Annotated in this window: 14 protein-coding genes and 1 other RNA gene; 6 read left to right on the plus strand and 9 right to left on the minus strand. The window is 63.7% G+C overall.

The genetic code is table 11. The annotated features are described in order from the left end of the window. Positions 1–22: 22 nt before the first annotated feature. A non-coding RNA gene (locus tag NMB96_RS16740) (sX9 sRNA) lies at positions 23–100 on the plus strand. Positions 101–1084: 984 nt separating this feature from the next. On the opposite strand, the gene NMB96_RS16745 is transcribed toward NMB96_RS16740, so the two are convergent. The 5 genes from NMB96_RS16745 to NMB96_RS16765 form a co-directional block, all read right to left on the minus strand. After that, positions 1085–1369, minus strand: a complete 285-nt coding sequence (locus NMB96_RS16745) for a secreted protein (RefSeq protein WP_023903969.1) — start codon at positions 1367–1369, stop codon at positions 1085–1087. 84 nt (positions 1370–1453) lie between these two features. Further along, positions 1454–2731 carry a methyl-accepting chemotaxis protein gene (locus tag NMB96_RS16750; protein WP_176340961.1) on the minus strand — a complete coding sequence of 426 codons (1278 nt, stop codon included), beginning with the start codon at positions 2729–2731 and terminating at the stop codon, positions 1454–1456. A 61-nt stretch (positions 2732–2792) separates the two neighbouring features. Then, entirely contained in the window at positions 2793–3407 is a 615-nt protein-coding gene (gene hflD, locus NMB96_RS16755; RefSeq protein WP_023903971.1) for a high frequency lysogenization protein HflD, read from the minus strand. Next, positions 3407–4543 carry a tRNA 2-thiouridine(34) synthase MnmA gene (gene mnmA / locus NMB96_RS16760; RefSeq protein ID WP_023903972.1) on the minus strand — a complete coding sequence of 379 codons (1137 nt, stop codon included), beginning with the start codon at positions 4541–4543 and terminating at the stop codon, positions 3407–3409. The genes hflD and mnmA overlap by 1 nt, the downstream gene beginning before the upstream one ends. Next, positions 4540–4998, minus strand: coding sequence for an NUDIX hydrolase (locus NMB96_RS16765; protein WP_023903973.1), 459 nt, complete (start codon positions 4996–4998; stop codon positions 4540–4542). The genes mnmA and NMB96_RS16765 overlap by 4 nt, the downstream gene beginning before the upstream one ends. A 262-nt stretch (positions 4999–5260) precedes the next feature. Here NMB96_RS16765 and clpS point away from each other — a divergent pair, with 262 nt between their 5' ends. Both clpS and clpA read left to right on the plus strand, forming a co-directional pair. Beyond that, complete coding sequence (gene clpS / locus NMB96_RS16770; protein ID WP_043889778.1) at positions 5261–5581, plus strand: ATP-dependent Clp protease adapter ClpS; 321 nt, start codon at positions 5261–5263, stop codon at positions 5579–5581. A 142-nt stretch (positions 5582–5723) separates the two neighbouring features. Then, the gene (clpA, locus tag NMB96_RS16775) at positions 5724–8006 is read left to right on the plus strand and encodes an ATP-dependent Clp protease ATP-binding subunit ClpA (protein WP_115038957.1); all 2283 of its coding nucleotides are present in this window, start codon (positions 5724–5726) and stop codon (positions 8004–8006) included. Positions 8007–8271: 265 nt separating this feature from the next. On the opposite strand, the gene infA is transcribed toward clpA, so the two are convergent. The 4 genes from infA to trxB form a co-directional block, all read right to left on the minus strand. After that, the gene (infA, locus tag NMB96_RS16780; protein ID WP_002813418.1) at positions 8272–8490 is read right to left on the minus strand and encodes a translation initiation factor IF-1; all 219 of its coding nucleotides are present in this window, start codon (positions 8488–8490) and stop codon (positions 8272–8274) included. Between the two features lie 80 nt (positions 8491–8570). Continuing rightward, positions 8571–9320, minus strand: coding sequence for a leucyl/phenylalanyl-tRNA--protein transferase (gene aat, locus NMB96_RS16785; RefSeq protein WP_023903976.1), 750 nt, complete (start codon positions 9318–9320; stop codon positions 8571–8573). A gap of 193 nt (positions 9321–9513) precedes the next feature. After that, positions 9514–10632 carry a GNAT family N-acetyltransferase gene (locus NMB96_RS16790; RefSeq protein WP_023903977.1) on the minus strand — a complete coding sequence of 373 codons (1119 nt, stop codon included), beginning with the start codon at positions 10630–10632 and terminating at the stop codon, positions 9514–9516. 57 nt (positions 10633–10689) lie between these two features. Then, on the minus strand, positions 10690–11658 hold the full coding sequence (gene trxB, locus NMB96_RS16795; RefSeq protein WP_023903978.1) for a thioredoxin-disulfide reductase: 969 nt from the start codon (positions 11656–11658) through the stop codon (positions 10690–10692). A 282-nt stretch (positions 11659–11940) separates the two neighbouring features. Here trxB and NMB96_RS16800 point away from each other — a divergent pair, with 282 nt between their 5' ends. The 3 genes from NMB96_RS16800 to lolA all read left to right on the plus strand — a co-directional run bounded on the left by NMB96_RS16800 (position 11941) and on the right by lolA (position 17406). Beyond that, the gene (locus NMB96_RS16800; protein WP_006448849.1) at positions 11941–14298 is read left to right on the plus strand and encodes a DNA translocase FtsK; all 2358 of its coding nucleotides are present in this window, start codon (positions 11941–11943) and stop codon (positions 14296–14298) included. Positions 14299–14744: 446 nt separating this feature from the next. Continuing rightward, positions 14745–16670, plus strand: coding sequence for a DUF3857 domain-containing transglutaminase family protein (locus NMB96_RS16805; protein WP_023903980.1), 1926 nt, complete (start codon positions 14745–14747; stop codon positions 16668–16670). A gap of 64 nt (positions 16671–16734) precedes the next feature. After that, entirely contained in the window at positions 16735–17406 is a 672-nt protein-coding gene (gene lolA, locus NMB96_RS16810) for an outer membrane lipoprotein periplasmic chaperone LolA (protein WP_043889212.1), read from the plus strand. Positions 17407–17528 lie beyond the last annotated feature (122 nt).

A 17528-nucleotide genomic window follows, 5' to 3' on the forward strand; every position in this document is an offset into this window, starting at 1 on the left:
GCGGCCGGTGCTTGGAGTCGGCAGCTACCACTCATGCATTCCGGTTCGCCTGCGCCTTCCACGCCTATCCTGATGACTGCTCGCTACGTTTTCGTGAGCCGCTGCTGGTCAGTCCAGGGTGCGATGTCCTCACCAGCGCAAAGCAGCAAATCAACGGTCTACAAGTGAGCTATCGAGCTATCGAGCTATCGAGTCATAGCGTAGTTTGGCCAAGGTCAAAAGTTGAGTCAGTCGAGGGCGCGATGCCCTCACCGCTCGCGGGACACGCCGCAAGTACGTCCATGTAGGCTCGGTGGCGGCATCCATGCCGCCACACGGTCCCGCAATCGGTGAGGACACCGCACCAGGACGTTTGTAGGTTGTTTCGTTGAAAGTCTGCCTGATGCTTGACTTGCTTGGGATGCTGATCAGACGAGCCGTTATCCGAACATTGCACGTCGTGCATTGCTTGCAACCATGCACACCGACCATCTCTACTGGTCCTTGCCCGCCCACCGTCGCGGGACCTTACGCGGCATGGATGCCGCGTAAGAGCCTACATGGACGTACTTGCGGCGTGTCCTGCGATGGTGGGCGGGCAAGGGCCCTGCAGCCAAACCGCAGATCATCCGCTCTACGACCGATCTATCCGCAGTCTCCAACGACGTGAAGACAACCGAGATGTCGAGTCATAGCAAGCAGCGCTTAGATGCAAACAAACGCTTGGTCAATCGAGGGCCTGCAACCAAGCCGCAGATCAGCCGCTCTGCAACAACACATTGCGAGTGTCTAATACCCCAAGAAAGCCGAGATCTCACGGCTTTTTTATCGCTAGCAAGCACCCATCTCGCAAGCGCACTCACGCGCAAGAGGTGTCGTGCCACATCGTTCCCATGACATCGCATCGATCGAAGCGTCAAGTTGTGTTGTGTCGCAGAAGTCGCAGAGCAGGCGGGCAGGGGAGACGTCACCCTGATGCTGCAATCGAAAGATGCTGCGTGGTTCAGAGCCAGGCTTGTCGGCACTGCCTAACCCATCATCGATAACTCAGGCAGTCACGACAACCAGCGGGGCGCCTGCCGAGGCACGCCCCGCCGTTTCGACATCAGCGTCCGGACACGCTGACCGCAGCACCGTCCAGGCCCAGATCCCACGCTACCGTTGCGAACAGCAATTCTTCTTCGCTGCTGCTACGGCGCGGATGGATCAATGCCTGCACCTCCGCACGTGCCGCGCATTCCAGCCGTTCCAACGCAGCCGGCATGCGCACGCGTCGCGGCGTGGGCCGGGCAGCATCGCTCTGCGCGATGCGCTCGGCCTGTGCGGCCGCAACGACGGCTGATTCCAGCACGGCGGTGGGTCTATCGACGGTCGGGGGGAGAAGCGTCATGAGCGGAACACCAGGTCGTTGCGGAACGACAAATCCCCGGGGAGGCCGGGGAATGTCGGGGTCAGATGGTGCGTGGCATCGGTCTTAGAACAACTCGACCGTGCCGGCACCCATGCCTTGCTGCGCCACCGGCTTGTGCGGCGGGCGCTCCCATTCCACGCGCATATCGCGCAGGCGGGTGGACACCTTCTGCAGCGCGGCGACCAGATCGCTGTCGTACACGCCGCCATTGCGATGCAGCAGTTCCTGCAGCGCCACCGCTTCACGGTTGATCGCGGTGAGGCGATCGAGGTGCGTGTGGATGCCGCTCAGCGTCTGCGTGGCGATGTCCTCGAACTGCAGGGCACGCACCGCTTCGGCCACGCTACCGTCGATGGAGCGAGCGCACTCGGAAATTTCGCGCATGCCATCGCCCAACGAGGCGTTGATCTGAGCGACATTCTCCAGCATCGCCGCCGATTCATGGCGGGCTTCGCGGGAACGGTCCATGTGGCGCGAGGCCAGCTGCGAGACCGTTTCACGCACCTTGGAGATCGATTCCTTGGAGCTGTGCGCCAGCTTGCGGATCTGTTCGTTGAAGGTGGTGGAACGCTCTGACAGGTTGCGCACCTCGTCGGCGACCACTGCGAAGCCGCGACCGGCTTCACCGGCACGTGCTGCTTCGATGGCGGCGTTCAAGGCCAGCAGGTTGGTCTGGTCGGCGATCGACTTGACGTCTTCCAGCAGCGCGAAGATGCCATCCAGGTGCTGCGCCATCTCATCGATGTGATGCACCGTGTTGGTACTTTGGCCGCTCACCTGCTCCAGCGCTTCCACCAATTGCTCCATGCGGGAGCTGGCGTGCTGGGCGAAGCGGGCGACGTCGACGCCAGCGCTGCCATCGTCACCGGCACGGTCGACGATGCGGGCCAGTGCCTGGCTTTGCTGACGCGACTTGCGGTTCATCGCTTCGAAGCTGCCACCCAGACCGGACACGGCCTGGCGGATCAGTTCGCGGGCACGCTCGACTTCCGAGCGCGAACCGTCGACTTCGTTGCTGACGAACGTACGCAGTTCGTTGAGCAGTTGGTCCTGCTCGCGCAGGATGCGGGTCTGGTCCGGATTACGCCGGAACTGGGAATACGTCACCCAGGCAGCGAAAACCAACCAACTAAGGGTCATGGTCGCCAGGATCGCCCAGCGCACCGAAGCGGGCCAGTCGAATCCGACAGCGAAGGGAAACAGCAAGGTCAGAGCCAAAGGGGCGGCTAGACGGATCAGTGGACGTGAATACATGGGCGTTCTCGGCAGAGTCACGGTTGCTGTATCGGCCGTACCCCCTTTGTCTTTAGCGACGATCGCCACATCGTCTCGCCCATTCAACCGCTGTTGACGCGCGCCAGCGGCCGCTAGCGCGTGTGGCAAAGCATGTTTGTCGCGGAGTTCAACGCAGCGCGCGGTCCACCGCTTCGAGCATTGCGCGCTTGGCAAACAGAAAATCCCACAGGCTGCCACCCATCTGGCGCCACAACACCGCCGAGCGGACCGCTGCCAGCAGCAACGCACGGATTTCCGCCACCACGCCGGCCTGGCCCAGATAATGCGGGTTGCCTTGCACCATCACCTTGGGGCGCAAGTGGCTGATGGTCTGCGCATACAGCGCGCCCAGCGCGCTCAGCACGTCGGGGTGGCCACTGTCGCCCAGCGTCTGTGCCTGACGTGCGGCCGCCTCGATGCCGTTGGACACGGTGGTGACGGTGGCGGTGTCGCGCACGAAGCGGCGCTCCAGCTGCAGCACCGCCAGTGCCAGGCGCGGCAACACCTCGTCCTGGCCCTGATTGCGGAAGTAGTTATGCAGCAGCCGCAGACCTGGCGCCAGATCGGTTGGCGAGCCGTACACGGCCTCCGGCGACGACGCATCCACCCGGAACACGCTGTCCATGGCGGTGCGCACCGTCGCAGCCTCCGAATGCCCGGTTTCGGCGATCCGCCGCACCTGCTGCAAGGCCTGGGCGACGCCGGCCAGCGCCAGCACACGGTGATCCATGGAAGAACTCATCAAGCCACTACCTCAGGTAAAAAAGAAGATCCCGCCAATTGGCGTTCCATCGGTGCATCGGTGGCCGCAATGACTGCGCCCCCCAGGCATTCTTCGCCGTCGTACAGCACCAGCGATTGCCCTGGCGTCACCGCACGCTGCGGCCGCTCGAAACGCACCTGCACGCTGCCATCGTCCTGCACCTCCACCGTGCACGGCTCATCGGGCTGCCGGTAGCGCGTCTGTGCGGTGCAACTGAAGCTGCGCGCCGGCGGCGCCCCGGTGACCCAATGGGCCTGCTCGGACTGCAGCCAGTGCGATTGCAGCAGCGGGCTGTCGCGGTCCTGATCGACGTACAGCACGTTGCTCGCCACATCCTTGCCCACCACATACCACGGCGCCGCAGCACGCCCACGCACGCCGCCGATGTTCAGGCCTTCGCGCTGACCCAGGGTGAAATAGAACACCCCCGGATGTTCGGCGATGCGTTGCCCCTGCGGGTCGCGGATCTCGCCGGTGCGCGCAGGCAGATAACGGCCCAGAAACTCGCGAAAATCGCGCTCGCCGATGAAGCAGATGCCGGTGGAATCCTTCTTGGCATGCGTCGGCAGATTGGCGTCCTGGGCGATCCGGCGCAGCGTACTTTTTTCCAGATCGCCGATCGGGAACAACGTCGCCGCCAGCTGGGTCTGCCCCAGTTGGTGCAGAAAATAACTCTGGTCCTTGCCGCGGTCGGCACCACGCAACAGGCGCCAACGCCCGCCGCTGTGCGCAACCCGCGCGTAGTGACCGGTGGCGATGCGTTCGGCACCCAGCGCCTGGGCCGCATCCAGGAAATGCTTGAACTTCACTTCGCGGTTGCACAGCACGTCCGGGTTGGGCGTGCGTCCGGCTGCGTATTCGGCCAGAAAATGCTCGAACACACCGCCCCAGTACTCGCTGGAAAAATCGCGGAAGTGGAAGGGAATGCCGAGCACCCCGCACACCGCCACCGCATCGCGACGATCATCTTCGGCGCGGCAGTCGCCGCTGCCGTCGTCGGCCCAGTTCTGCATGAACAGCCCGGCGATGGACTCGCCTTGCTGGGCAAGCCGCCAGGCGGCCACCGACGAATCCACGCCGCCCGACACGCCAACGATGATGCGCGGCGTACTCATGCGACGTGCTGCACCAACGCCAAAGGATAGCGCTGACCGGCCAGATAATCTTTCACCACTTCCCACACCAGCGGACTGCGTAGCCGGCCGGCCGCGCTGCGCAGTTCTTCCGGGGTCATCCACAGTGCGCGTACCACCCCGGTATCGAGGCTGCGCTCGGGGTGGTGGGTCAGCGCATCGGCGACGAAGGCAAAGCGCAGAAAACACTGGCCGCTTGGCGCAACCCACTGGTAGGTGCCGATGAACTGGGTCAGCTGCACATCCCAGCCGGTCTCTTCCAGGGTCTCGCGCACCGCTGCGTCCAGCAAACTTTCGTTCGGCTCCAGATGTCCGGCCGGCTGATTCAATAGCAGGCGGCCGCCGATGGTCTCCTCCACCTGCAAAAATCGCCCGTCGCGCACCACCACAGTGGCGACGGTGACATCCGGGTGCCAGCGTTCTACGGGCGTGTTCATCGACATTGGCTCCGGCGGATGAAAAACCGGCGCGCAGCATCCGCACTCGCCACGATCACAACCCGTCTCACAGCTCGGCTCGAACGATCAGGCGTACCAAGCCTCGGCGCGGATCGTTGCGCAGTGGAGGCGCACGACGGTGCCAGTGGCAGCGCGGTCACGGAATCGGTCATCAAGGGCCAGCCAGGGAATCGGAGACAAATTGTGCGGGCCGCGGCGCAAATCGTCCAATGCGCGCAACGATGAACCGTATAATGGCCACATGCCTCGTAATACTACGCACGAACACGATCACGGCCTGATGGTCGAAGCCAGCAAGCCTGAAGTGGCGCCACCGCCGCGTTATCAGGTGCTTCTGCTGAACGATGACTACACCCCGATGGACTTCGTGGTGACCGTTCTGGAGCAGTTTTTCAACCTGAGCCTGGAGCAGGCGACCCAGGTCATGCTGCATGTCCATACCCGTGGGCGCGGTGTCTGCGGGGTCTACAGCCGCGAGGTCGCCGAGTCCAAAGTGGCGCAGGTCAACGAGTTTTCGCGGATGAATCAGCACCCGCTGCTGTGCACGATGGAGCAAACCTGAGTTCGGTCAGGGATCATTCCAGCAGTGCAACACTGTGGCTGCAATCACATGCTAACGCCGTCTGAACATACCTATCCGATAGGGTTGTGGTAAATCCCAACAAAAGCCGCATATTGTTGGCAACAGCCGTTCGGAGTTACCAATGTTCAGCAAAGACCTAGAGCAAACCATCGGCCAGTGCTACAAGCGAGCACGCGAGGCGCGTCATGAATTCATGACCGTCGAGCACCTGCTGCTCTCGCTGCTGGACAACCCTTCCGCCCAGGCCGTCCTCAAGGCCTGCGGTGCGGACCAGGTGCGTTTGCACAACGACCTGGAGCAGGCGATTGAGGCCTCGGTCTCGCGACTGGCCGAAGACGATGGCCGCGACACCCAGCCCACCCTGGGCTTTCAGCGTGTGCTGCAGCGTGCGGTCTATCACGTGCAATCCTCGGGCAAGAAGGAAGTCACCGGCGCCAACGTGCTGGTCGCGATCTTCGGCGAGAAGGATTCGCACGCGGTGTACTTCCTGAACCAGCAGGACATCACCCGTCTGGATATCGTCAATTACCTCTCGCATGGCATCGCCAAGCTGGGTGAGGACGGCGAGCAGCCGTCCGCGTCCGATGGCGAGCCCAAGAGCGAAGGTGGGGAAGGCGAGGCCAAGGGCGATGCGCTGGCCGAGTTCGCCACCAACCTCAACGAGCAGGCCCGTAACGGCAAGATCGACCCGTTGGTCGGCCGTGCCGACGAAATCGAGCGCACCATCCAGGTGCTGTGCCGTCGGCGCAAGAACAACCCGCTGTACGTGGGCGAGGCCGGCGTGGGCAAGACGGCGATCGCCGAAGGCCTGGCCAAGCGCATCGTCGACAACGACGTGCCGGAAGTGCTGGCCGAAGCGGTGATCTTCTCGCTCGACCTGGGCGCGCTGGTGGCCGGCACCAAATACCGCGGCGACTTCGAAAAGCGCCTCAAGGGCGTGCTCGCGGCGCTGAAGAAGGTGCCGAATGCGGTGCTGTTCATCGACGAGATCCACACCATCATCGGTGCGGGTTCTGCGTCGGGCGGCACCATGGATGCGTCCAATCTGATCAAGCCGGCGCTGTCGTCTGGCGAGCTGCGTTGCATCGGTTCGACCACGTTCCAGGAATACCGCGGCATCTTCGAAAAAGACCGTGCGCTGGCACGTCGCTTCCAGAAGATCGACATCGTCGAGCCGACCGTGGGCGAGACCTTTGAAATCCTGCAGGGCCTCAAGCCCAAGTATGAAGCGCACCACGGCGTGACCTACGCCGACGACGCGCTGCAGGCCGCCGTGGATCTGTCGGTCAAGCATATCGGTGACCGGTTGCTGCCGGACAAGGCGATCGACGTGATCGATGAAGCCGGTGCGCGTCAGCGCCTGCTGCCGGAAGGCAAGCGCAAGGAGTTGATCGACATCGAAGAGATCGAGACCATCGTCGCCAAGATGGCGCGGATTCCTGCAAAGCAGGTCAGCGCGACCGACAAGGACGTGCTGCAGCATCTGGAGCGCAATCTCAAGATGGTGATCTTCGGCCAGAACCCGGCGATCGAGACGCTGGCCGGCTCGATCAAGCTCGCGCGTTCGGGCCTGGCCAATCCGGAAAAGCCGATCGGCAACTTCCTGTTTGCCGGCCCCACCGGTGTAGGCAAGACCGAAGTGACCAAGCAGCTCGCGCTGCAGCTGGGCATCGAGCTGGTCCGCTTCGACATGTCCGAGTACATGGAAGCGCATTCGATCAGCCGCCTGATTGGCGCGCCCCCGGGCTATGTCGGTTTCGACCAGGGCGGCCTGCTGACCGAGAAGGTGGTCAAGACGCCGCACTGCGTGCTGCTGCTGGACGAAGTGGAGAAAGCGCACCCGGACATCTTCAACATCCTGTTGCAGGTCATGGATCGCGGCATCCTCACTGACACCAACGGGCGCGAGGCGAACTTCAAGAACGTGATCCTGGTGATGACGACGAATGCAGGCGCCACGCAGGCGTCGCGGCGCTCGATCGGTTTTACCAAGCAGGATCATTCCACCGATGCGATGGAGTCGATCCGTCGCGGGTTCACACCGGAATTCCGCAACCGCCTGGACGCGATTGTGCAGTTCCAGCCGCTCGGCTTCGACCATATCCTGCGGGTGGTGGACAAGTTCATCATCGAACTGGAAATGCTGTTGCAGGAAAAGCACGTCTCGCTGTCGGCAACCCCGACCGCGCGCGACTGGCTGGCCCAGCATGGTTTCGATCCGCTGATGGGTGCACGCCCGATGTCGCGCGTGATCCAGGAGAAGATCAAGCGCCCGCTGGCCGACGAGTTGTTGTTCGGCAAGCTGATCGCTGGCGGCCGGGTCAACATCGACGTCAAGGATGGCGAGCTGGTGGTGGAAGCGCATCCGGAACCGGAGCGCCTGTTGCCGGCAACCGTCGACTGATCGTCTTGCGATCTTGAAGCGAAAAAGCCGCTCTTATGAGCGGCTTTTTTTGTCTGCGGCACTGATTCTGTCGCTGAGCCCAGAATGCCTGGCGCGATCAAATGTAGCTGCAACTGCTGCGATCAGCGAGGCTTCCGCCATGCACTTTTTGACGACGTCCTTGCACGCGACCACCTGCTTTACATGACCGGGGGCATCCGCCACACAAATCGCAGGCACGACAAAAAGCGGCCAGTGGCCGCCTCGCGTCTCACACCAGAACCGCTTACTTCATGCGGTAGGTAATACGACCCTTGGTCAGGTCGTAGGGAGTCATCTCAACTTTGACCCGGTCGCCGGTCAGGATGCGGATGTAGTTCTTGCGCATACGGCCGGAGATATGGGCGATGATTTCATGCCCGTTTTCCAGCTTGACCCGGAACGTGGTGTTGGGGAGCGTCTCGCTGACGCTGCCTTCGAATTCAATGGAGTCGTCTTTCGACATGTAATCCTGTGCAATCACGGCTGGCCCGGGAGGGCCGTAAGGGACAGCATTTTACGCTCCATCTCCCCCCGGTGCAAATTTTATGTTAAGCGGACTTCAGCGAGTGCCCTGGCAGGCCGCTCGCCGTAGCGCTCGGACCAGTTGCCGGGCAGGGCGGGTTGGGCGACCTGCCGCCGCACCTGCTGCAGGAACTGCGCGCGTGGCAGGCGTTGTGCGCCCAGCCGCATCAGATGGGGGTTTTCCACCTGCGCATCGATCAGCGGCCATCCGCAGCCATGCAGATACCCAGCGAGCGCTGCCAGCGCTACCTTCGAGCCGCCGCTTTCGGCGCTGAACATGCTTTCGCCGAAAAACATCTGGCCGATCGCCACGCCATAGATGCCGCCAATCAAGCGCGCACCATCGAACACTTCCAGCGAGTGCGCGTGGCCCAGGCGGTGCAGTTCGATGTAGGCCTGCTGCATCGGCGTGGTGATCCAGGTGCCGTGCTGGCCTGCGCGCGGTACCGATGCGCAAGCGTCGATCACCTGCGCAAACGCAGTGTCGGCACGCACGGTCCAGGTGCTGCTGCGCAGCTCGCGCCGAAAGCGCGAGGACAGATGCACGGCATCGGTACGAAAGACCGTGCGCGGATCCGGGCTCCACCACAGGATCGGCTGGTCGTCGGAGAACCACGGGAATACGCCGTGCGCATACGCATTGAGCAACCGCTGCGGTGACAGATCGCCGCCGAGTGCGAGCAAGCCGTCCGGCTCGCGCAAGGCGTGTTCGACGGGCGGAAACGGCGCGGCAGGATCGGCGTCAAGCAGGTAGGGAAGGGGGCGCGACATGTGGGGAGTTTAGAGCCTGCCATGCGGTTCGCACTGAGGACGCCTGCCAATCGGCTGCACTCACCTGACGACATCGTGGTGTGTTGTCAGCGACTCTCAGCCCGAAGAGCGCAGCGCGCTTTCGCAGCCATCAGGCACGCATGACGACTGCGTCCGTCGCGACGCGTCAGGCATGCGGGTCAACCGCGCGGCATTAATCACGGAATGGGCTGTGCTCGAACAGCTCACGCGCATGTTGGGCGACAGCCTCGCGCTCATCCGCGCACCATTGCGCCAGCGGTTCGCGAAAGGCAGGGTCGGCGATCCAGTGGCGGCTGCGTACCAGCGTCGGCAAAAAGCCCCGCGCGATCTTGTGTTGGCCCTGGGCGCCCGGTTCGAACCGGCTCAGGCCTTCGCGCAGGCAGTATTCGATGCCTTGGTAATAGCAGGTTTCGAAGTGCAGCCCCGGTAGCGCTTCGCCGCCCCAGTAGCGTCCGTAGAGCGTGTCGTGGCCGCGCAGGCACAGCGCGCCGGCAATTGGGTGTCCGTCCAGTTCGGCCAGAAACATCACCAGTTGACGTGGCAGGTGCTGGGCCAGGTGTCGCAGGAATTCCGGCGTCAAAGCCGGCGAGTTGCCGTATTCGTTGAAGGTCTTGAGGTAGAAGCCATACATCGCATCCAGATCGGCAGCGCTGGCCTCGTCGCCGTGCACCACGCGCAACTGCACGCCGGCGCGCTGCACCTTGGCGCGCTCCTGGCGGATGTTCTTGCGCCGCTTGTGATCCATCGCTGCCAGGAAGCTTTCGAAATCGCTCCAGCCGCTGGCGTTATGCCAGTGGTATTGCAGGTCGTTGCGCTCCAGCCAGTCGGCATCGAAGGCGGCGTCTTCGTCGACTGGGTAGAAATTCACGTGCGCCGACGACAGCCCGCTGCGCTCCACCAGTTCACGCATCGCCGCGAGCAGCTGCGGCCGCCATTGCGCCGCGCCGAGCAGGCGCGGGCCGGTCACCGGCGAGTAGGGCACGCCGCACAGCCACTTGGGGAAGTATTCCTGGCCGTAGCGCGCATACGCATGTGCCCAGGCGTGATCGAACACGAATTCGCCGTGCGAGTTGTTCTTCAAATATCCCGGCGCAGCTGCAACCAGCGTGTCACCGTCCCACAACGTCAGGTGCAACGGGTTCCAGCCCCAATCCGGGCGCAGGCAGCCCTCGCGTTCGAGACCTTGCAGGAAGGCATAGGACACGAAGGGATGCGTGCCGTCGTGCAGCGCATCCCAGGCGCCGGCCGGAAGCTCGTCCAGCCGGCGGCACCAGCGGGCGGTGACGCTCATGCGTGCGGCCCGTGGGGAGCGAGGCTGCCCGCACGGCGCGGCCGGCGGTCAGCCACCTCAGGCGCTCTTGTCGAGATAACGCTCGGCATCCAGCGCGGCCATGCAGCCGAACCCAGCCGAGGTGATGGCCTGGCGGTAGTGCTGGTCGGCAACGTCGCCGGCAGCGAACACGCCGCTGACCGAGGTCTCGGTCGCCGCGCCGTTCAGGCCGGAGCGGATTTCCAGGTAGCCGTTGTTCATCGCCAGCTGGCCGTCGAACAGTTGCGTGTTGGGGTGATGGCCGATGGCGACGAAGAAGCCGTGTGCAACGATCTCGCGGGTGCTGCCGTCGAGGGTGGACTTGACCCGCACGCCGGTGACGCCGGCATCGTTGCCCAACACTTCGTCGATGGCGTGGTGCCAGACGGTTTCGATCTTGCCGGCGGCGACCTTGGCGAACAGCTTGTCCTGCATGATCTTTTCGGCGCGCAGCGTGTCTCGGCGGTGCACCAGGTAGACCTTGCGGGCAATGTTGGACAGGTACAGCGCTTCTTCGACTGCGGTATTGCCGCCGCCGACCACGACCACGTCCTGGTCCTTGTAGAAGAACCCGTCGCAGGTGGCGCAGGCAGACACGCCGCGGCCCTTGAAGGCTTCTTCGCTGGGGATGCCCAGGTACTTGGCGGTGGCACCGGTGGCGATCACCAGCGCGTCGCAGGTGTACTCGGCGCCGTCGCCGGTCAGCCGGAACGGGCGCTGCGAGAGATCGGCGGTGTGGATGTGATCGAAGATCACCTCGGTCTCGAAGCGCTCGGCATGCGCCTGCATGCGGCTCATCAGGTCCGGGCCCATCAGGCCATGGGGGTCGCCCGGCCAGTTGTCGACCTCGGTGGTGGTCATCAGCTGGCCGCCCTGCTGCAGGCCGGTGATCACCACCGGCTTGAGGTTGGCGCGCGCGGCATAGACCGCGGCGGTCCAGCCGGCCGGGCCGGAGCCCAGGATCAGCAGGCGGGAATGCTTGGCGGGACTGGCAGATGAGGCGCTCATGTATACTCGCGATCTAGGAAAAGGCAGGGCTGGCGCATGAATTCGCGCCCCTGTGGCGGCATAGAGTGGCGGTCCCCACCCGGTGAATCAAGGCGGCGCGATGGAACTGCATGAACCGCAGATGGCATGGTCCACCCAGTACGCGTAGTCGACGCCGCCTTGTGCGGCGTTTTTCGTTGACTGGCTGGTGCCAAGGCAAGCGGTGAAGTTCAACAGCTGAAACTGTGGCGTCAGTCGTTTATTATCAATCACTAACAGCATATTTCTAAGGTCTGGCTACAGGTGGCAAAGCAGGTTCCCGAACGCAGCAAGCCCGCAGAGGGCAAACCGTCCTCGCGCAAGACGGCGGTGGCGGACAATCCGCGTCGGCAGAAGCTCTGGCGCGATCTGGCATTGATCGCGGTGGCGCCGTTGCTGCTGTATCTGCTGGCCAGCCTGTTCACCTATTCGGCGGCCGATCCGGGCTGGTCGCAGACCGGCAGCGTGGTCGCGCCGGTGCACAACATGGGCGGCCGGGTCGGTGCATGGACGGCCGACGTGCTACTGCAGCTCTTCGGTTATGTGGCCTTTCTGCTGCCGGTGGTGCTGGGCGCGGTGGCCTGGATCGCCTTGTTCGGCATGGACAAGGAAGGGCAGGCCGAGGCCGATCTGGGGCCGGCACTGCGCCTGGTCGGCATGGTGGGCTTCCTGATTTCTTCGACTGGCTTCCTGCATCTGCGCCTGTTCACCGGCGATGTGGCCGGGGCCGGCGGCATCCTGGGGCGGTTGGTCAGCAATTCGCTGAGCGCCGGGTTCGGTGCGCTGGGCGCGAACCTGTTCGTGATGGTGTTGTTGCTGGTGTCGATCACGCTGGCCACGGGGTTGTCGTGGTTTGCGCTGATGGAACGTATCGGTAAGGGCGTGTTGGCACTGGGGCCGCTGATGCAGCGCAAGACTCATCAGGCCACCGAATGGCAGCAGACCCGCGTGATGCGCGAAGAGCGCGAGGAAGTGCGCAAGGTCGATGCGGTCAAGCAGGCCAAGCGTGAGCCGGTCAAGATCGAGCCGCCGCCGGCACCGGTGGTGGAAAAGAGCGAGCGCGCCAAGCGCGACACCCAGATTCCGATGTTCCAGGGCGTGAGCACCGATGGCTCCGATCTGCCGCCGCTTGCCTTGCTGGACGACCCCAAGCCGCAGGCCAAGGGCTATTCGGAAGAAACGTTGGAGACGCTGTCGCGGCAGATCGAATTCAAGCTCAAGGACTTCCGCATCGAGGCGCAGGTGGTCGGGGCCTATCCGGGTCCGGTGATCACGCGCTTCGAAATCGAGCCGGCGCCCGGCATCAAGGTCAGCCAGATCAGTTCGCTGGACAAGGACATCGCGCGCGGGTTGTCGGTCAAGTCGGTGCGCGTGGTGGATGTGATTCCGGGCAAGTCGGTGGTGGGTCTGGAGATCCCCAACGTCACCCGCGAGATGATCTTCCTGTCCGAACTGTTGCGCTCCAAGGAATACGACAAGTCGCCGAGCCCGTTGACGCTTGCGTTGGGCAAGGACATCGCCGGGCGCCCGACGGTGGCCGATCTGGCGCGCATGCCGCACTTGCTGGTGGCCGGTACCACTGGTTCGGGCAAGTCGGTGGCGGTCAATGCGATGGTGCTGAGCCTGCTGTTCAAGGCCTCGCACAAGGAGCTGCGGATGCTGATGATCGACCCGAAGATGCTCGAACTGAGCGTCTATCAGGGCATCCCGCATCTGCTGGCGCCGGTGGTCACCGACATGAAGGAGGCCGCCAACGGCCTGCGTTGGTGCGTGGCCGAGATGGAACGCCGCTACAAGCTGATGAGCGCGGTGGGTGTGCGCAACCTGGCCGGCTTCAACAAGAAGATCAAGGACGCCATCGACGCCGGCCAGCCGATGATGGACCCGCTGTTCAAGCCCAATCCCGAATTGGGTGAGGCGCCGCGGCCGCTGGAGTCGCTGCCGTTCATCGTGATCTTCATCGACGAATTTGCCGACATGATGATGATCGTCGGCAAGAAGGTCGAAGAGCTGATCGCGCGTCTGGCGCAGAAGGCGCGCGCGGCTGGTATCCATCTCATTCTGGCCACGCAGCGGCCGTCGGTGGACGTCATCACCGGCTTGATCAAGGCCAATATTCCAACCCGTGTGGCGTTCCAGGTCAGCTCCAAGATTGACTCGCGCACCATCCTGGATCAGTCAGGGGCCGAGGCGTTGCTGGGCAACGGCGACATGCTGTACCTGCCGCCGGGCACGGCGCTGCCGGACCGCGTGCATGGTGCCTTCGTTAGCGACGAAGAAGTGCATCGTGTGGTCGAGCATCTCAAGGCGAGCGGGCCGGTGTCGTACGTCGAAGGCGTGCTGGACGAAGTGCAGACCATGGGCGACGGCACCGTGGTGGGTGCGACCGGCTTGCCCGAAAGCAGCGGCGGTGGCGGCGACGAGTCCGACCCGTTGTACGACGAGGCCTTGCGCATCGTCACCGAAACCCGGCGTGCCTCGATCTCCGGCGTGCAGCGACGCTTGAAGATCGGCTACAACCGCGCCGCGCGTTTGATCGAAGCAATGGAAGCGGCCGGCGTTGTCAGCCAGCCCGAGCACAATGGCGACCGTACCGTGCTGGCACCGCCGCCGCCCAAGTAATCGGCGGCCGGCAACGCGGCGCGTGTCGGCTTACGCTTGGCGCGGTGTTCCGGGCGTAGGGGCGGCTAACAAACCGTGGCGAGAGGCCGCCTGGCGGTGAGCGCAGGTGTTTTGTTGGCCGCATCTTGGTTGATACAGTCAGAAGCCAAGGTCAAGAAGCCGAGTCGGTCGAGGGCGCGGTGCCCTCACCGCTCGCGGGGCACGCCGCAAGTACGTCCATGTAGGCTCAGTAGCGGCATCCATGCCGCCACATGGTCCCGCAATCGGCGAGGACACCGCACCAGACAGCTTGCTGCTTGGTTTTGTCGGCCGCTCTTATCCGGATTGCGTGCGCGTACCCGCAGCCACATGGATGCGGCGATGTTGGAGGCCGGTGCCTGACGCTGCCGCGTACACCGGCTACCCTGTTGAGCAAGGGCCGCTCCGGCCCGTCGTGATCGAGACCCATGCTGCGTCGTCCTGTGTTGCTGCTTCTGCTGCTGATCTCATTGCCGCTGCTGGCTCAGCCGCAGCAGCAGGCCGCGCCTGCCGCTGCTGCGGCACGTACGCAGGCCGACACCAACTACAGTTTCGTGCGCTATCGCGCCGACTACGAAGTACGTGCCGACGCCAGCAGCGTGGAAACCGACGAATACGAGATCCTGCTCAAGACCAAATCGGCAGTGGAGCAGTTCAGCCAGGTGCGGCTGAGCTATAGCGAGAAGATGGAAACCCTGGAGGTGCTGCAGGCCTACACGGTTACCGCCGAAGGCCTGCGCCAGGACGTGGCGGCCAACAAGATCTACACCCAGGAAAGCTATTCCAGCGCGGCGGCAGCGATGTACGCCGACCGCAAGGTCAAGGTGGTGGTGTTCCCGAATCTGGCGCCGGGTGCGCGCATCGTCTATCGCGTACGCCGTGCGCAGAACACCCCGTATTTCCCTGGCTATTTCAGCCTGTGGGAGACCTTCAGCGTGTTCGCGCAGTACGACGATGCGGTGGTCACGCTGGTGGCGCCGAAGGCGTTGCCGATGCATTTATCGGTGCGCGGGCTGCAGGGCCGTACCAAGCCGGTGGTACGCGGCGATCAGGCCCGCTGGGAGTGGCGCTACCAACGCACCACGCCGATGAAGAACCAGAACTGGAGCGCAGCAACCTGGGAATTCAGCCCGACCTTGATGGCCAGCACCTTCGACAGCTGGTCGCAGATGGGCCTGGCCTACCACGTCAAAGGCGGCCGCGCTGCTGCGGTGACGCCAGCGATCCAGTCGCTGGCCGATGAGGTGACCCGCAGCATCGACGACCCGCGTGCGCAGGCGGCGGCGTTGTACGCCTGGGTAGCGCGCAATATCCGCTACGTGGCGGTGTACTTGGGCAACGGCGGGCTGGAGCCCAACAGCGCCGACAGCATCCTGTCCAACCACTATGGCGACTGCAAGGATCACACCGTGATCCTGGAAGCCTTGCTGGCCGCCAAGGGCATTGCCAGTACGCCGGTGCTGATCGGCGCCGAGGGCGGGCCCACGTTGCCGCCGATTCCGGTGCTTGGTCGTTTCAACCATGCGATCACCTATATCCCGGCGTTCGATCTTTACGTGGATTCGACCAACCCCTACGCGCGCTTCGGCCAGCTGCCGGCCGGCGACCTCGGTGCGCCGGTGGTGCATACGCTGGACGGCAAGGTCACGCACACCCCACCCAACGACCGCAAGGTCAACCGCTACGTCGCGCGCACCGAGTATCGCTTCACCCCGCAAGGCGGCCTGCAAGGCATGACCATGCTGGATAGCGGGCAGACCGGCGAGGTGGGCTTGCGTGCGATGTTCGTGCAACTCAACGCGCAGAACCGCAATCGCATCGAAGAATCGATCATTGCCCAGTCCGGCTTCGACGGCACCGGCGATCTGCTGATCCAGGGCGACCCGCTGGATCTGGATGCGCCATTCAATTACCGCTACACGTTCCAGGCCAACGATGCGGTGGATTTTTCGGTGGTCGGCGGCATGACCTTGCCCGACATGCCCGGTGCCGAATCGACACGCGGGATCTATACCACCACCTCGGCCGAAGACAATCTGACTCCGTTCTACTGCAACGACAGCGTGCGCGAAGAAACCTATGTGGTGAGCTTCCCGGCGACGGTGCCGATCATCGCGATCCCGCGCAGCAGCACCTTTCGCAATGCTGCCGGCGAATACGCGGTCGACTGGACGCGCCAAGGGCAGACGGTGACTGCGGTGCATCGGTTGCAGCGTGCCGCAGTGCGTGGGCCGCAGGCGCTGTGTCAGCCGCAGGATTACCGCGCATTCCGCGAGCTTTACCAGCAGGTGCGGCGTGGCTTTCGCGGGCAGATCGTGTATGGCGACCTGTCCAGGGTGCAGACGGCGCAGTGAGATGGATTGGTTTGTCGCAACCGCGATCCGAGCGCGGCAGGCGACAGCGCTCGCCCATTCATCTATGAAGTATCAGAATCCACGCATTCCCTTTTGGAAGACCGCGATGCATCGCCAGCTCCGTTATGCCGTCCTCGCCACCGCCCTGTTCGCCAGCACCGCATTTGCCGGTGCACGTCAGGAGCTGGATACGTTCACGCGCGGCCTCAAAGGGCTGGACGGGCAGTTCAGTCAGCAGGTCTCCGATGCCAATGGCCGGGTCAAGGAAAGCTCGAGCGGGCGGGTGGCATTGTCGGCGCCGCGCCAGTTCCGTTGGGAATACGCCAAGCCCTACAAGCAGCTGATCGTTGCCGACGGCAAGAAGGTGTGGGTGTTCGACCCGGACCTGGAGCAGGTCACCGTGCGCGCGCAGGGTAGCGAAGAACAGAACAGCCCGTTGGTCGCCTTGATCGATCCGGCACGCCTGGACAAGCAATACGACGTCAGCGAAGAAGCCGCGCCGCGTGACGGTCTGCAGTGGTTGTCGCTGACGCCGAAGGTCGACACCGAAGCCAGCTTCCAGATGGCCTCGCTCGGTTTCGGCAAAGACGGCCTGGCCAAGATGGAAGTGGTGGATGCGGTTGGTCAGCGCACCGCGATCAGCTTCAGTGGCTGGAAGCGTAATCCGGCGTTCGCTGCAGACACCTTTCGCTATACGCCTGGCAAGGGTGTGGACGTGGTCGGCGACGCGCAGTAAGCCCTCGTTCGACGCATCCGCACTGACAACGGCCTTCTTCGCAGAAGGCCGTTTGCTTACGCGATACAATGACGCGTGGCACGAACCAAGCTCCCTATCGCTCCCGAAGCCGATCTGCTCAG

Origin of the sequence: Xanthomonas hortorum (assembly GCF_024339125.1) — a bacterium.
GTDB lineage: Bacteria > Pseudomonadota > Gammaproteobacteria > Xanthomonadales > Xanthomonadaceae > Xanthomonas > Xanthomonas hortorum.

Excerpts from the sequence above, each read along its gene's own strand:
- NMB96_RS16745 (WP_023903969.1), bottom strand. The coding sequence starts at position 1,369 with ATGACGCTTCTCCCCCCGACCGTCGATAGACCCACCGCCGTGCTGGAA.
- hflD (WP_023903971.1), bottom strand. The coding sequence starts at position 3,407 with ATGAGTTCTTCCATGGATCACCGTGTGCTGGCGCTGGCCGGCGTCGCC.
- mnmA (WP_023903972.1), bottom strand. The coding sequence starts at position 4,543 with ATGAGTACGCCGCGCATCATCGTTGGCGTGTCGGGCGGCGTGGATTCG.
- NMB96_RS16765 (WP_023903973.1), bottom strand. The coding sequence starts at position 4,998 with ATGAACACGCCCGTAGAACGCTGGCACCCGGATGTCACCGTCGCCACT.
- clpS (WP_043889778.1), top strand. The coding sequence starts at position 5,261 with ATGCCTCGTAATACTACGCACGAACACGATCACGGCCTGATGGTCGAA.
- clpA (WP_115038957.1), top strand. The coding sequence starts at position 5,724 with ATGTTCAGCAAAGACCTAGAGCAAACCATCGGCCAGTGCTACAAGCGA.
- infA (WP_002813418.1), bottom strand. The coding sequence starts at position 8,490 with ATGTCGAAAGACGACTCCATTGAATTCGAAGGCAGCGTCAGCGAGACG.
- aat (WP_023903976.1), bottom strand. The coding sequence starts at position 9,320 with ATGTCGCGCCCCCTTCCCTACCTGCTTGACGCCGATCCTGCCGCGCCG.
- NMB96_RS16790 (WP_023903977.1), bottom strand. The coding sequence starts at position 10,632 with ATGAGCGTCACCGCCCGCTGGTGCCGCCGGCTGGACGAGCTTCCGGCC.
- trxB (WP_023903978.1), bottom strand. The coding sequence starts at position 11,658 with ATGAGCGCCTCATCTGCCAGTCCCGCCAAGCATTCCCGCCTGCTGATC.
- NMB96_RS16805 (WP_023903980.1), top strand. The coding sequence starts at position 14,745 with ATGCTGCGTCGTCCTGTGTTGCTGCTTCTGCTGCTGATCTCATTGCCG.
- lolA (WP_043889212.1), top strand. The coding sequence starts at position 16,735 with ATGAAGTATCAGAATCCACGCATTCCCTTTTGGAAGACCGCGATGCAT.